Here is a 14,617-nt window from a genome sequence, read left to right on the forward strand (position 1 = left end):
ATCTCTCCTCACAGCGCCTCCAGCACCTCCCGTATCCGCGTGACCGCCCCGGCGTCGAGCGGCTCGTCGCCGTCCTGTGCCAGCCGGGGCAGGAAGTCGCACAACACGGCCAGTTGCCGCTCGTCCCCCGCCGCCCGCCGGATCCAGCCGACCAGCGCGTCCTCGGCCGCGCCTGCCGATCTGGCCCAGGTCAGCGCGGCCCGCAGCAGCTCGGCCAGCCGTGGCCCGCACTCCGGATGGGCCGCGAGCAGCGCCGTGGCCAGCGGCCAGGCGGCGTACGGCTCCAGCTCCGGCACCTCGCACAGCCCCCACAGATGCGAGGTGCGGGTGGTGACCGCGCGCAACGTCGCGAGCAGCGCCAGGTCCCGGCGGGCCCGCCGGGTGTCGCGCAGCCAGTGGGTGAGCGCGGCCAGTACGGTCTCCGGCTCGGCCCCGGCCAGCAGCCGCACCACGCTGTGGGAGGTGGTGCGGCCGTCGTCGGCGCGGGCGAGCCGGCCGAGTTCCTCCAGGGACGCCGCGACCGAGCCCGCCGCCAGGCCGTAACCGTGGGCGAGCGCGGCGGTCTCGCGCTCCCGTTCGTCGTCGCCGCGCGCCCAGTCGTGCAGCAGCCCGTTCACGGCGGGGCGCACCTCCGGGGCGCGGGACGCCCCGGCGAGCGCGGTGGCCGCGGCCATCCGCTGCACCGGGCTGTCGGTGCGGCCCAGCGGCAGCGCCAGCTCGACCAGGCCGTAGAGGTAGTCGCGGGCGCACAGCACACCTGCCGCGACCGCCGCGCGCACCCACACCTGGGGGCGTGGGTCGTCGCACAACGCACGCAGCCAACGGGCCATCGGGCCGCGGAGGTTGTGGTGGGCGTCCCAGGACTCGTGGAGCACGGCAGGGGCCAGCCGCCGCCCCTCGAACCACACCGCGCGCACGGGCACCGAGGCGTCCCCGAGGTCCTCCACCCCCTCGCCGTGGACCGCGCGCGCCGTGGCGAGGCAGGCCCCGGGGCGGGCGGAGAACAGCGGGCGGCCGGGCGCGTACTGCGGATCGAGTGTGACGGCCAGTTCCCAGGCCAGCAGCTCGGCGGCCTCCGCCACGACGCTGTGCGCCGAGCCGTCGAAGACGGCGAGCGCGATCCGCAGCGCGGTGGCGCGCAGCGCGGGCAGCGCGGCGGGCAGGGTGCCGGGGCCCCCGGCCTCCAGGAACCACTCCCGGGCCTGGTGCGGGGCGAACGACCGGCAGTGCTCCAGCAGCCGCTCGTCGGACAGCCTGCCCTCGGCGTGCGCGGCCAGATGGCCGGCCAGCCGGGCGGCCTCGCCGGGCCGTGGCTCGTCCAGGCCGAGCGCCTCGGCCAGCTCGGGGCGCCGGGCGGTGGCCCGCGCCGTCTCCAGCAGCCCGGCGGGGCGGTCGGCGAGCAACTCGGTGAGGTGGCGGTCGAGGACGTCGGCGGCGGCCGGGGGCCGGTACGCCACGGCGTGGCGGCGGCCGCGCAGCAGCCGGTCGGCGGCCGGGCCACCCGCCACCAGCACCACGCAGAACGCCTCGTGCTCGGCGAAGTGGGCGCGCAGCCGGTCCAGCATTGGCTCGGCCGTGGATTCGGCCTGGTCTGCGGGGAGTTCGAGGAGATAGCCGTGGCCGCGCTCGGTCTTCTCCACGCCGGACGCCCCGTCCGGGCCGGCGTATCCGAGCCGGGAGACCCCGCCACCGGTCAGCTCGGCCAGTTCGGCGAGGAGGGCGAGCCCGGTCCAGGTGCGGCCGGTGCCGGGTTCGCCGCACAGCGCCAGCAGGTGGGTGCGGCGCAGATGGCCGCGCATCGCGGCATGGCCGGGGACGGCCCGGTGGAGCCGGCGCAGCCGGGCCAACTCCTCGCGCGGCACCGGGCCTTCGGGAAGGGGGTACGGCGCCGGTTCGGCGCGGAGCCGGGCGGGGCCGTGGGCGATGTGCAGATGGGCGCGGGCCTCGCGGGCCGTACGGGCGCCGCCCGGCTGGCCCGCCCCGTCCAGCGGGCCACCCTGGGGGATGTCCAGCCGTCGTCCCCGCGACTGTGCCGGGGCGCTCACGTCTTCGGGTGCGCTCACGTCTTCCGGTGCGCTCATCGCCCGCCGTCCTTCATGCCGTGGCCCCCGTCTCCCGATGTGGTGGTGACGGGGTGCCGGTGAATGCCGGAAGCGGGCGGCGGGGCTCGTCCCCCGGCCCACCCCGCCGCCCTTCTCCGGTGCGGGGCGCTCGGGCCCTGTCCGGCAGGCCGTCACCGGACAGCGGCCGGGCCGTGCGCACCCCCGTCGCTCACGGTCCCGCGCCCTGTGCCGACTCCAGGGTCGCCGGGGAACGGCGGGACGGCTGTAGCCGTTTACACAGTCGCGTCACAACGCGGGGGAGTGCGCGCCCGCGCTCAATCCGGGGCGCGCTCAATCGCCGGGGGCACGCTCAATCCGGGGCACGCTCAATCGCGGGGGCGCGCCGGGATCTGCTCCCCCGTCGCGCGGCCCTCGGCCAGCAGCCGCAGCAGTCCGATGTCCATCACCTCGAAGCGGCGCGAGGCGGTCCGGACCACGCCCTGGCCGCGCAGCAGCCGCAGCGCCTTGGCGACCGCCTCCCGGGTCGAGCCCACCGCGGCCGCGATGTCGTGCTGGGGCATCTGCAGGTCGATGGTGATGGTGCCGTCGGCGCCGGAGTGGCCGGTGCGCTCGGCGAGTTCCACGAGCCGGGCCGCCAGCCGCTGGAGCACCTTCTCCGAGGCGAGTGACCGCCGCTCCCCGTCGGAGCTGCGCAGCCGGGAGCTGAACTGACGCATGATCAGTACGGTCGCGACGGGACGCGCGGCCAGATAGGCCCGGAACCGGTCGCCGGAGACCACCACCGCCTCCATCCGGCCGAGCGCGGTGACGGTGGCGCTGCGCGAGCCGTGGTCCACCGCGGCCTGGTCGCCGACGACCTCGCCCGCCCCGCGCAGCGCCAGGATCAGCCGCACCCCGCGCTCGGTCTCCACCGAGACGGTGGCCCAGCCTGAGGTGATCGCCACGACGAAGGTCGTACGGTCGTGCTCGCGCAGTACGACCTCGCCGGGGACGTAGCCGCGGGGGGTGCCGAGGGCGAGCAGCGCGCGGCGGTCCTCGGCGGGGAGCGCGTGCAGGAAGGGCCGTCCGTCCTCGAAGAGACTCATCCGCCCTCCCCGCTCAGCTCGTCGTCGTCATTGCCTGCGGAGAACCCAGGGACCGCTCAGCACGCTAGGCAGGTGGCACGGGCACGTCAATGGTGCCGTATCGGGTCCGTGCCGGATCCACGGTTCTCGCCGTTGCCGGTACGAACTCGTGTGCGCAAGGCGCCGCCCGCGACGGCCGCGAGTGCGGCCGTCACGGCCGTGAAGACCCACCCGGCGCGCAGCGCGTCAAGACCCGGCCGTGCGGCGCCGCCGGTGATCGCGACAAGCGCCGCGACGCCCAGGGCCGAGCCGCCCTGCCGGGACATCATCAGCACCCCCGAGCCGAGGGAGAGCTGACGGGCCGGAAGCAGTCCGGCGGCCGCGAACATCACCGGCTGGTAGAGCCCCGCGCCGAGCCCGGTGAGCACCAGTCCGGGCATGAACTCCCCGGCGTAGTGCGCACCGTCGCCGCCCGCGAGGAGCAGCCACCACATCGGCCCCGCGGCGAAGCACAGCCCGCCGACGATCGCCGTGGTCCGCTCCCCCAGCGCCCGTACGATCCGCCCCGACAGCATCGACACCACCAGGACGGTGAGCGGCCAGGGCGTGACGGCGAGGCCCGCCCCGGCCGGGGACCAGCCCCACACCTCGGTGAACAGCCACGTCGCGGCGAGGAGGGAGGCGGCGTAGGCGAGGAAGTAGCTGAGCAGACCGAGCGCGGCGGCGGTGAAGGCACGGGTCCGGAACAGCGCGGGGTCCACCACCGGATCCGGATGGCGGCGTACGTGCGCCACGGCCAGCGCGCCCAGGACCAGGCCCGCGGCGAGGAAGCCGAGGGTGGCCGGGGCGCCGTAGCCCCAGTCGGCGGCCTCGACGCAGGCGGTGATGAGGGACCCGGTGCCGAGGAGGACCAGCAGCGTGCCCACCGGATCGAGGCGGCGGCGCTCACCGCGGACGGGCCCGGTGCGCGGCAGCAGCCGCAGCCCGGCCGCCCAGGCCACCAGCACCACGGGCGGGTTGATGAGGAAGATCCAGCGCCAGTCGGAGGCGGCCAGCAGTCCGCCCGCCACCGGGCCCGAGCTCGCCGCGACCGCGCTCACGGCCGTCCAGACGCCGACCGCCGTGGCCCGCTCGCGCGGCGGGAAGGCGGGCAGGGCGAGCGAGAGGGAGGTGGGGACCAGGACGGCCGCCGCCACGCCCTGCACGACCCGCGCCGCGATCAGCGTGCCGAGCCCGGGGGCGGCCCCGCAGGCGAGGGAGGCGAGCCCGAACAGCGCGATGCCGGTCAGGAACGAGCGCCGCCCGCCGATCGCGTCGGCCAGCCGCCCGGCCGGGACCAGCAGCGCCGCGAGCACGATGGTGTAGGCGTTGAGCACCCAGGACAGCTCGGCGGTGGACGCCGAGCGGAAGTCCGCGCCGATCGCGGGGAAGGCGATATTGACCGCGATCATGTCGAGCACGGCGAGGAACTGGGCCGCCGACGCGACGGCGAGGATCAGCCAGCGGCGGCGGCCGGGGGCCGCGTCGGGGGTGGTGGCGGGGGCCGTACCGGGGGCGGAGTCGGGGGCGGGGGCGGGCACACCGCTCCCCTGGGCCTTCGAGGAAGGGGTCGTCATGCCCGTCCAGCATCGGCCCCGGGGCACGGCGGAACGAGTGGCAGGAGTGACAGCATGCGCTACATTTCTGCCATGCGGTCCATCGCCCTCGCCGTCACCCCGGGCATGCCGATCTTCGATCTGGCGGTGCCCTGCCATGTCTTCGGCTCCGATCGCCCCGGACTCCCCGACCCCTGATACGAGCTGCGGGTCTGTGCGATCAGGCCGGGCGGTGAGGGGCCCGGTGCACCGGTCGCCGCCCGCTCGTGGTTCGCCGCCCACACCCCGTACGGCGCCGAGGAGCTGATCGCGGCGGACACGGTGATCGTCCCGGCCTCGGCCGATGTGCGCGGCGATCCGCCCCAGGAGCTGATCGACGCGCTGCGCGAGGCCCATCGGCGCGGCGCCCGCATCGTGTCGCTGTGCTCGGGCGCGTTCACCCTCGCCGCGACCGGACTGCTCGACGGCCGTACGGCGGCCACCCACTGGATGTACGCGGCGCTGTTCGCCGAGCGCTATCCGGCCGTACGGCTCGATCCGTCCGTGCTCTACGTCGACCACGGCGATGTGCTGACCGGGGCGGGGTCCACGGCCTGCATCGACGTCTGTCTGCATCTGGTGCGCGAGGACTACGGCACCGAGGCGGCGAACACCCTGGCCCGGCAGCTCGTCGCGCCCGCCCACCGGCCGGGCGGCCAGGCCCAGTACATCGAGGCGCCGCTGCCGGAGCGCACCGACGACTCGCTCGCCCCGCTGCTGCACTGGGCCGCCGAGCGGCTGCACCAGCCGCTGACCGTGGCCGACCTCGCCCGCCGCGCCCACACCAGCCCGCGCACCCTGGCCCGCCGCTTCCACGCCGCCACGGGCACGACGCCGCTGCGCTGGCTCCAGGGCCAGCGGATCGCGCGCGCCCGGGAGCTGCTGGAGGGCGGCGACCTGCCGGTGGACCGCATCGCGGAACTGTGCGGCCTTGGCACGGCGGCCAACCTGCGCCGCCACTTCACCCGGGCGGTCGGGGTGCCCCCACACGACTACCGCCGCGCGTTCCGCGCCCGGGAGGCGCGAGCACCGGCCGTCTGAGCCCGGACGGGCCGGGCCCGGGGCGGTTCCGAGGCCCGAGGCCAGGCCCGAGGCCCGAGGCCGTCGCGGGCCTCGGGGCCCGGCCGGGGCACTACAGCCGTGGGTCCACCGGCTCCGACTCCAGCGCGAGCACCGCGAAGACCGCCTCGTGGACGCGCCACAGGGGCTCGCCCTCCGCCAGTCGGTCGAGCGCCTCGAGGCCGAGCGCGTACTCGCGCAGGGCGAGTGAACGCTTGTGGCCCAGGTGGCGCTCCCGCAGCCGGGCCAGGTTCTCCGGGCGGGTGTACTCCGGGCCGTAGATGATGCGCAGATACTCGCGGCCGCGGCACTTCACGCCGGGCTGGACCAGTCGGCCGTCGCCCTTGCGGACGAAGCCCTGCAGCGGCTTGACCACCATGCCCTCGCCGCCCGCGGCCGTCAGGTCCAGCCACCACCGCACCCCCTCGGCGACCGACGCCTCGTCCTCGGTGTCGACGATCAGCCGCCGGGTGGGGGCCAGCAGCCGGGCGCCGTCGGCCGCCGGCTTCTCCGCCTCGATCATCCGGTCGATCAGGGCGAGCTGCTGGTCGTGCGGAAGCGCGGTGGCGAGGTTGCGGCCCTGGACGGCCAGGATCTGGAACGGCGCCATCCGGATACCGTCCAGCCCGTCGACCGGCCAGCAGTAGCGCCGGTAGGCATCGGTGAACGCGGCCGCGTCCGAGGCCCGTTCACGCTGCTTGCCGAGCAGCGCGGACACCTCGACACCGCGCGCCTCCGCGCCCTCCAGCGCCGCGAGGACGCCGGGGAAGACGGCGCGCGAGGCGGCGCCCACCGCCGCGTACTGGTGGCGCAGCAGCCCCTCGGCCTTGAGCGACCACGGCATCAACTCGGCGTCCAGCAGCAGCCAGTCGGTGTCCAGCTCCCGCCACAGCCCGGCGCGATCGAGGCAGTTGCTCAGCCCGCGCAGCACGGTCTCCGTGAGCCGGCCGTCGTCGAAGAACGGCCGTCCGGTACGGGTGTGGATCGCGCCGGAGACGCCGTCCGGCGCGCCGAAGCGCTCCCGCGCGATGTCCGCGTCACGGCACACCAGCGCCACCGCACGCGAGCCCATGTGCTTCTCCTCGCAGATCACCTGGCGCACCCCGTCCGCGCGGTAGGCGGCGAACGCCTCCGCCGGGTGCTCGAGGAAGCCGCCGTCGGCGGCTCCACCGCCGGTCCCCTCCTTGGAGGTGGCGGTCGGCGCCATGGTGGGCGGGAGGTAGCCGAGCAGCCGGGGGTCGACCGCGAACCGGCTCATGACCTCCAGCGCCGCCGCCGCGTTCTCCTCCTTGACCGCGATCCGGCCCATGTGGCGGGTCTCGACGATCCGGCGGCCGCGCACATCGGCCAGGTCGAGCGGACGCCCGTCGGCGCCTCCGGGGGCCTCGGTGGTGAGCGGTTTGACCGGTTCGTACCAGACCCGCTCGGCCGGGACGTCCACCAGCTCGCGCTCCGGCCAGCGCAACGCGGTCATCCGGCCGCCGAAGACACAGCCGGTGTCCAGGCAGATGGTGTTGTTGAGCCAGGAGGCGCGGGGGGTGGGGGTGTGGCCGTAGACCACGGCGGCGCGGCCGCGGTAGTCCTCGGCCCACGGATAGCGCACGGGCAGGCCGAACTCATCGGTCTCCCCGGTCGTCTCCCCGTACAGGGCGTGCGAGCGGACCCGGCCGGAGGTGCGGCCGTGGTACTTCTCGGGCAGCCCGGCGTGACACACCACCAGCGCCCCGCCGTCCAGTACGTAGTGGCTGACCAGCGACTCGATGAAGTCCCGCACCCGGTCGACGAAGGCCGGGTCCGCGGTGTGCTCGCGGTCCAACTGCTCCACGGTCTCGGCGAGGCCATGGGTGACCCGGACCTTGCGGCCCTTGAGGTAGCGGCCGAGCTTGTTCTCGTGGTTGCCGGGCACGCACAGGGCCGCGCCGGAGGCGACCATGCCCATCACCAGGCGCAGCACCCCGGGGCTGTCGGGGCCGCGGTCGACGAGGTCGCCGACGAAGACCGCCGTACGGCCCTCGGGGTGGGCGGCGTCGACCGGGCGGCCGAGCTCGTCGCGGCGCAGGGCGTAGCCCAGCTTGCCCAGCAGGGTCTCCAGCTCGGAGCGGCAGCCGTGGATGTCGCCGATGATGTCGAACGGGCCGGTGAGATGGCGCAGATCGTTGTAGCGGCGCTCGGTGGCGACCTCCGCGGCCTCGACCTCCTCGGCGCCGCGCAGGACGTGCACCTTGCGGAACCCCTCGCGCTCCAGGGACTTCAGCGAGCGGCGCAGCTCGCGGCGCTGGCGGGGGATGACATGGGCGGGCATTCCGGCGCGGTCGGGGCGCTGGGCGTTGCGCCGGGCGCACTCGCCCTCGGGCACGTCGAGGACGATCGCCACGGGCAGGACGTCGTGCTCGCGCGCGAGCTTGATCAGGCTGCGGCGGGACTCGCTGCGGACGTTGGTGGCGTCGACGACGGTCAGCCGTCCGGCCGCCAGCCGCTTGCCCGCGATGTAGTGGAGCAGGTCGAAGGCGTCGGGGGTGGCGCTCTGGTCGTTCTCGTCGTCGGCGACGAGCCCGCGGCAGACGTCGGAGGAGACGACCTGGGTGGGCGGGAAGTGGCGCCGGGCGAAGGTGGACTTGCCGGAGCCGGTGGTGCCGACGAGCACCACGAGGGACAGGTCGGGCACGCCGATGGTGCGCTTCTCCTCGGTCATGCTGCCGCCTCCTTCGTCGTGGTCGCGGTGGTCGTACCGGTCGTGTGGTCGCCGCCGATGCGGAAGAGCGCGAGCTGGGTGGGCGGGCCGACCTCGGGGTCCTCGGGGCCGACGGGGCGGAACTCCACCGCGTACCCGTGCCGTTCGGCGACCTCCTCCGCCCAGGCCCGGAACTCCTCGCGCGTCCACTCGAAGCGATGGTCGCCGTGGCGCATCCGCCCGGCGGGCAGGGTCTCCCAGCGCACGTTGTACTCCACGTTGGGCGTGGTCACCACGACGGCCTGGGGCCGTGCGGCGCCGAACACCACCTGCTCCAGGGCGGGCAGCCGGGGCGGATCCACATGCTCGATCACCTCGCTGAGCACCGCCGCGTCATATCCGGCGAGCCGGGAGTCGGTGTAGGTGAGCGCGCCCTGGGTCAGCTTCAGCCGGGCCGACTGCCGCTCGGCCGCGCCCGTGTCGAAGCCGGGGCGGTCCAGCCGCAGCCTCCGCGCCGCCTCGTTGAGCGCGCGCATCGACACATCGACACCCACGATCTCGGTGAACCGCGCCTCCTTCAGCAGCGCGCCCAGCAACTGGCCCTGGCCACAGCCCAGATCGAGCACCCGGGCCGCCCCGACCCCGCGCAGGGCGTCGAGTATCGCCTCCCGCCGCCGGACCGCCAGTGGCACCGGCCGCTCCTCGGAACTCTCCTCGCTCTCGTCCTCCTCCATCAGCTCGGCCGCCGCCGGTTCACCGACGGCGTTGTCGATCTCCTCCGCCGCGGTGTCGTCGGCCTCGGCGAGCCGTGCCAGCTCCAGCCGCTCCAGCGCGCTGCGCGTCAGCGACCAGCGCCGGGCCAGATAGCGGTTGGTGATCAGCCGCTGCTCGGGGTGGCTCTCCAGCCAGCCCTCCCCGGAGCGCAGCAGCTTGTCGACCTCGTCCGGGGCGACCCAGTAGTGCTTGGCGTCGTCGAGCACGGGCAACAGCACATACAGATGGCGCAGGGCGTCGGCCAGCCGCGGCTCGCCCTCCAGCACCAGCCGTACGTACCGCGAGTCGCCCCATGCCGGGAACTCCTCGTCCAGCGCCACCGGCTCGGCCGTCACCGCCCAGCCCAGCGGCGCGAAGAGCCGCTCGACCAGGTCGGCACCGCCGCGCGCCGGGAGCGCGGGCACCTCGATCCGCAGCGGCAGCGCCCGCTCCGGCAGCTCGGGCCGGGCCTTGCACTGGCCCCGCAGAGCGCTGGAGAAGACGGCGCTCAGCGCGACCGCCAGCAGGGAGGAAGCGGCGTACGGGCGGTCGTTGACGTATTGCGCGAGCGCGGAGTCGGGGGCGCCGCCCCGGCCCTTGCCGCGGCCCCGCCGCACCAGCGCCACGGGGTCCACTTCCAACAGCAGCGCCGCGGTGCAGCGTTCGGCGGTCGCCTCGGGGTAGAGGACATGCGCGGTGCCGTAGGAGGTCGAGAACCGCTGCGCCTTGTCGGGATGCTTGTGCAGCAGAAACCCGAGGTCGGTCGCGGGGCGCTCGGCGGTGCCGGTGGTGGTTATCGTCAAGAACACCCGTCCGAGTATCGCCCGGCGATCCTCCCTCACCTAATGGTTTCTCACCGCGGCCGCCAGCTCCGCGATCCGCTCCGGGCCCACCCGGCAGCAGCCGCCGATGAGCCGTGCCCCCGCGTCCCGCCATGCCTTCACCCGCCCCGGGTCGAAGGTCGCCCGGCCGCGCCAGCTCCGTGCCGTGGCATCCCACTCCTCTCCGCTGTTCGGATACACCACCACCGGCTTGCCGGTGGTGTCGGCCGCGATCTCCACGGCCCGGTCCGCGTCGCCCGGCTCACAGCAGTTGACGCCGATGGCGATCACCTGGTCGACCCCCGCGGCCAGGGCGAACGCGTCCCTCAGCGGCTGCCCGGCCCGGGTGGTCCGCCCCGCGATGCTGTAGGAGAGCCATACCGGCACCCCGCATCCCTCGACGGCGCTCAGCAGCGCCGCGGCCTCATCGGCGTCCGGCACCGTCTCCAGCGCCAGCGCGTCGGGACCGGCCGCGGCCAGCGCCTCGATCCTCGGCCGGTGGAACCGCGCCAGCTCGGCCACGCTCAGCCCGTACCGCCCGCGGTACTCGCTGCCGTCCGCCAGCATCGCCCCGTACGGGCCGACGGAGGCGGCGACCCACACCGGCTCCGCGCCCCGCTCGCCCGCGGCCGTCCGCTCGGCGGCCGCCCGTTCGGCCCCCGTGCGCGCCAGCTCGACACTGCGCCGCAGCAGCGCCGTGGCCTCCTCGTGGCCCACGCCCCGGTGGGCGAAGCCCTCGTAGGTGGCCTGATAGCTGGCGGTGATGAGCACCTGTGCGCCCGCCCGGGCGTAGGCGGTGTGGGCCGCCTCGAGCTGTCCCGGGTCGTCGGCCAGCAGCCGGGCCGACCACAGCTCGTCGGAGAGATCGCAGCCCTGTGCCTCCAACTGGTTGGAAAGACCGCCGTCGAGGACGAGCGGTCCGCGCTCCAGCGCGGCGGCCAGGGAGGTGGGGGTTACGGACATCACGGGTGCTCCTGGTGGTGCGCTCAGCCCAGCTGGGCCTGGACCTGCGAGGAAATCAGCTCCAGGTGGTCGAGGTCGGTCAGGTCCAGCATCTGGAGGTAGAGCCGGGAGGCGCCCGCCTCCGCGTAGCGGCCGATCTTCTCGACGACCTCGGCAGGGGAGCCCGCCAGGCCGTTCCGCTTCAGCTCCTCGACCTCCCGGCCGATCGCCGCGGCCCGCCGGGCGACCTCGGCGTCGTCCTTGCCCACGCACACCACGAGCGCGGTGGAGTACACCAGGTCGTCGCCCTTGCGGCCGGCGGCCTCCGCCGCCTCCCGCACCCGGCCGAACTGGCGCTCACTGTCCTCGGGCGAGGCGAACGGCATATTGAACTCGTCCGCGTACCGCGCGGCCAGCCGCGGGGTGCGGGTGGCCCCCTGGCCGCCGATCAGCACCGGCACCTTGCTCTGCGCGGGCTTGGGCAGCCCCGGGGAGTCCACCAGCTGGTAGTGGGCACCGTCATGGCCGAAGGTCTCGCCGACCGGGGTCTGCCACAGCCCGGTGACGATGGCCAGCTGCTCCTCCAGCCGGGCGAACTTCTCCTTGGGGAAGGGGATCCCATAGGCCCGGTGCTCCTCCTCGAACCAGCCCGCGCCCAGGCCCAGCTCGACTCGTCCACCCGACATCTGGTCGACCTGCGCGACCTGGATCGCCAGCACACCGGGCAGCCGGAAGGTGGCGGCGGTCATCAGGGTGCCCAGCCGGATCCGCCGCGTCTCGCGGGCCAGCCCGGCCAGGGTGATCCAGGCGTCGGTGGGGCCAGGGAGACCGTCCACGTCTCCCATGTGGAGGTAGTGGTCGGACCGGAAGAAGGCGTCGAATCCGAGGTCCTCGGTGGCCTTGGCGACGGTGAGCAGCGTGTCGTAGGTCGCCCCCTGCTGGGGCTCGGTGAAAATGCGAAGATCCATGGCACCCATCCTGCCTCGTCACGCGGCACCACCCCACTCCCCACCCCACTCGCGGAAGGTGAGGTGCCTGAGCATGCCGTGCACCCGGTCCCGGGCCTCGTCCGCCGCGTCGATCGCCTCCACGCACTGCCAGTACAGCGCCTCCTCCTCGGTATTGGAGGCGACCCCGACCAGCGCGAAGCCCGCCTCCGCCAGCAGCTCCCCCAGCGCCAGCAGCACACCCCTCGGATCGCGCACCTCCGAGAGCTGGGCGGCCCGTAAACCGCCGCCGCGCAGCGTGGGGTGGTGCAGCGCCGGGCGGAACAGGGCGCCGCGGGCCCGCCCGCCCGCCTCGCACAGACCGCGCGCCTCCGCTCGCGCGGCCGCCGGGCCACTCACCACGAAATATCCGCCGACCGCTTCGGCCAGCGCTTGAACCTGCCAGGCTTCGGCCACGATGTCGTGCACGCTCCCGGCCTTCGCCAGGGCGTGCCGGGTGACACCGATCAGCCGCATCGCGTCCATTCCCCGCACCCCTCTCAACGGACTTCCGAGCCCGTCACTCCTCCACTACCCAGAGTGATAACTAACAGGCCGAAAAGCTAGGGGAATTCAGGAATCTGTTGACAACAGTTGCGGTGTGGATAACTTCATCACTACGGAGAGTGACGGATCAAGGGGTCGGAGCCCCGCGGGTCAACCGGAGATCACGGTTCACCGCCACAGCCCCCGTTCACCGCCATAGCCCCCCGTTCACCGTGAGATCACCCATTCACCGGCAAAGCCCCCGTTCGCGGCCGGCCCCCGTCAGCGCCGCGCTCAGCCCCCGCTTCGCGGTCAGCGCCCGTACGCCGGTCAGCCCCGGACGCGCTCAGCGCCCGTACGCCGTCAGCGCGCCCCGTTCACCGGAAACCGCACCTCGTTCCGGTCGATCTTCGCCGAGAGCGCCGCGAGCGCGTCGATCCCCAGCACCTCGCAGAACTGGAGCAGATACGCCAGCACATCGGCGACCTCGTCCTCGACCCGGGCCGCCCTCCCCTCGTCCTCCATCACCCGGACCGACTGCTCGGGCGTCAGCCACTGGAAGATCTCCACCAGCTCCGACGCCTCGACGCTCAGCGCCGCCGCGAGGTTCTTGGGGGTGTGGTACTGCTGCCAGTCGCGCGCCGCCGCGAAGGCGGCCAGCCTGCGCTGCAGCGCCGCCACATCCAGGCCGTCGGTTCGTCGCTCGCTCTCATGGGACTCGCTCACGCCCCAGGTTTACCACCGTGACGGGGGCGTCCCCGACCGCCCCCGTCACGTCCCCCACCGTCCCCACGAGCCGGATGTGCCCCCGTGCGCACATCCGGGCCGCCACCCCCAGGAGCTCCCGCGCCTGCCGCCGGTCCAGACACCGGTCGAAACCGTCGGCCAGCACGGTCAGCACCTGCCGCGCGGGGAGCACATCGGCCGCCGGGTCCACGGCCAGCACACCGGGCCCGGTCAGCAGCACCAGCGCGAGCGCGAGATACCGCAGCTCGCCGTCGCCGAGGCGCTCCACCGGCATCGCGCCGAGCTCCCCCTGCTCGACCAGCGCCCGCACCACCCCGTCCGCGCGCCCCTCCGTGACCAGCCCCTCGACCGGCCCGGCGCACCCCGCCCGGACCGCCGCGACCAGCGCCGCGTGCCGCGTACCGCACTCCCGGCTGGTCCGCCGCAGCACCGCCGCCAGGTTCTCGCAGCCGCCGCGCAGCCGCCCGTCCCTCGGCGGCGCCGGCGCCCGCATCCGGTCCGGCCGCGGATCGCAGGGGAAGACCGAGCGCAGCGCGATGACCACCTGCTCGGCGGCGGCCAGCGCGAGCCGCTGCCCCTCCGTCGTGCCCGCGACCCGCAGCGGCAGCAGCGAGGTCGCCAGCCGGTCGTCGGGCAGCGGGGCGCGGGTCACCGCGACCGCGCCCGCCGTGTGCCAGGCGGCCTGGACACAGCGCCGCCCCGGGTCGCGCAGCGCCGTCTCCAGCAGGGTCTCCCCCGCCCCCGTCATCCGCTCGCCCACGATGCGCAGTTCGGGCTCGGCCTGTACGGCGACATCGAGCCGTACCGGCCCGACCGGGCCGTCCACGGTGCAGCCGATGCGGAAGCCGCGCCGCCCCTGCCGGTCCGGCCGCGCCCGGCGCGGGATGTACGCGGCCGGATCGCGGAACACCTCAGCGAGCCGGGCGCCGCCCGCGAGCCGCGCGAGCGCCGCGTACGCCTCCAGCACCCCGGACTTGCCGCTGCCGCTCGGACCGGAGATCAAGGTCAGCGGTCCCAGCCGAAACGCGGCACGGCGGTGGCTCTTGAAGGCCGACAGCCTCAACTCGGACACGATGGGCCGCAGTTCGGTCCTTGCGGGCAGCAGCCCGGATGCGCTCATGCTCCGGAACATATCTGTGGCACATACCGCTGAACCGTTACTCCTTCCGTATCTTCCTACCATCGGGGGATAGTCGCGGTGGCTGATGATGACCAAGGGACGGCGGATGTTCAGCGCTGAGTCCTGGCGAGGTGTGGCGAGGCGCGCTGCCGAGGCGTAGCGGGGCGGCCCGACGAGACGCAGCGGGGCGGCCCGACGAGACGCAGCAAGGCGCCCTGACGAGGCGCATGGGGTGTGGTGTCAGGAAGCGGACGGATCGGGAGGGAACGCG

Annotated in this window: 10 protein-coding genes and 1 pseudogene; 1 reads left to right on the forward strand and 10 read right to left on the reverse strand. The window is 74.6% G+C overall.

Going from position 1 to position 14,617, the window contains the following annotated elements; translation table 11 throughout:
• Positions 1–8: 8 nt before the first annotated feature.
• The 3 genes from ACZ6TD_RS14225 to ACZ6TD_RS14235 form a co-directional block, all read right to left on the reverse strand.
• A complete protein-coding gene (locus tag ACZ6TD_RS14225; RefSeq protein ID WP_471354071.1) occupies positions 9–2,081 on the reverse strand; it encodes a hypothetical protein in 2,073 nt (690 codons plus the stop codon).
• A 347-nt stretch (positions 2,082–2,428) separates the two neighbouring features.
• On the reverse strand, positions 2,429–3,148 hold the full coding sequence (locus ACZ6TD_RS14230) for a Crp/Fnr family transcriptional regulator (protein WP_471354073.1): 720 nt from the start codon (positions 3,146–3,148) through the stop codon (positions 2,429–2,431).
• A gap of 86 nt (positions 3,149–3,234) precedes the next feature.
• Positions 3,235–4,743 (reverse strand): MFS transporter, encoded by a 1,509-nt coding sequence (locus tag ACZ6TD_RS14235; protein WP_471354076.1) that lies wholly within the window; start codon positions 4,741–4,743, stop codon positions 3,235–3,237.
• Between the two features lie 54 nt (positions 4,744–4,797).
• Here ACZ6TD_RS14235 and ACZ6TD_RS14240 point away from each other — a divergent pair.
• Positions 4,798–5,802: pseudogene (locus ACZ6TD_RS14240) on the forward strand (GlxA family transcriptional regulator).
• A gap of 91 nt (positions 5,803–5,893) precedes the next feature.
• On the opposite strand, the gene ACZ6TD_RS14245 reads toward ACZ6TD_RS14240, so the two are convergent.
• From ACZ6TD_RS14245 to ACZ6TD_RS14275, 7 genes are all read right to left on the reverse strand, one after another.
• A complete protein-coding gene (locus ACZ6TD_RS14245) occupies positions 5,894–8,512 on the reverse strand; it encodes a polynucleotide kinase-phosphatase (protein ID WP_471354078.1) in 2,619 nt (872 codons plus the stop codon).
• A complete protein-coding gene (locus ACZ6TD_RS14250) occupies positions 8,509–10,053 on the reverse strand; it encodes a 3' terminal RNA ribose 2'-O-methyltransferase Hen1 (RefSeq protein WP_471354079.1) in 1,545 nt (514 codons plus the stop codon). Before ACZ6TD_RS14250 ends, ACZ6TD_RS14245 begins: the two co-directional genes overlap by 4 nt.
• A gap of 33 nt (positions 10,054–10,086) precedes the next feature.
• Positions 10,087–11,028 carry a homocysteine S-methyltransferase gene (gene mmuM / locus ACZ6TD_RS14255; protein ID WP_471354081.1) on the reverse strand — a complete coding sequence of 314 codons (942 nt, stop codon included), beginning with the start codon at positions 11,026–11,028 and terminating at the stop codon, positions 10,087–10,089.
• A gap of 23 nt (positions 11,029–11,051) precedes the next feature.
• A complete protein-coding gene (locus tag ACZ6TD_RS14260; RefSeq protein WP_471354083.1) occupies positions 11,052–11,975 on the reverse strand; it encodes an LLM class F420-dependent oxidoreductase in 924 nt (307 codons plus the stop codon).
• Positions 11,976–11,993: 18 nt separating this feature from the next.
• Positions 11,994–12,479 (reverse strand): DUF6099 family protein, encoded by a 486-nt coding sequence (locus tag ACZ6TD_RS14265; protein ID WP_079259275.1) that lies wholly within the window; start codon positions 12,477–12,479, stop codon positions 11,994–11,996.
• Between the two features lie 363 nt (positions 12,480–12,842).
• Entirely contained in the window at positions 12,843–13,205 is a 363-nt protein-coding gene (locus ACZ6TD_RS14270; RefSeq protein ID WP_471354085.1) for a nucleotide pyrophosphohydrolase, read from the reverse strand.
• Positions 13,189–14,346, reverse strand: coding sequence for an AAA family ATPase (locus ACZ6TD_RS14275; protein ID WP_275560888.1), 1,158 nt, complete (start codon positions 14,344–14,346; stop codon positions 13,189–13,191). The genes ACZ6TD_RS14270 and ACZ6TD_RS14275 overlap by 17 nt, the downstream gene beginning before the upstream one ends.
• Positions 14,347–14,617 lie beyond the last annotated feature (271 nt).

Source organism: Streptomyces yongxingensis (assembly GCF_055597465.1).

Excerpts from the sequence above, each read along its gene's own strand:
- ACZ6TD_RS14245 (WP_471354078.1), bottom strand. The coding sequence starts at position 8,512 with ATGACCGAGGAGAAGCGCACCATCGGCGTGCCCGACCTGTCCCTCGTG.
- ACZ6TD_RS14230 (WP_471354073.1), bottom strand. The coding sequence starts at position 3,148 with ATGAGTCTCTTCGAGGACGGACGGCCCTTCCTGCACGCGCTCCCCGCC.
- ACZ6TD_RS14235 (WP_471354076.1), bottom strand. The coding sequence starts at position 4,743 with ATGACGACCCCTTCCTCGAAGGCCCAGGGGAGCGGTGTGCCCGCCCCC.
- mmuM (WP_471354081.1), bottom strand. The coding sequence starts at position 11,028 with ATGTCCGTAACCCCCACCTCCCTGGCCGCCGCGCTGGAGCGCGGACCG.
- ACZ6TD_RS14275 (WP_275560888.1), bottom strand. The coding sequence starts at position 14,346 with ATGAGCGCATCCGGGCTGCTGCCCGCAAGGACCGAACTGCGGCCCATC.
- ACZ6TD_RS14265 (WP_079259275.1), bottom strand. The coding sequence starts at position 12,479 with ATGGACGCGATGCGGCTGATCGGTGTCACCCGGCACGCCCTGGCGAAG.
- ACZ6TD_RS14260 (WP_471354083.1), bottom strand. The coding sequence starts at position 11,975 with ATGGATCTTCGCATTTTCACCGAGCCCCAGCAGGGGGCGACCTACGAC.
- ACZ6TD_RS14225 (WP_471354071.1), bottom strand. The coding sequence starts at position 2,081 with ATGAGCGCACCGGAAGACGTGAGCGCACCCGAAGACGTGAGCGCCCCG.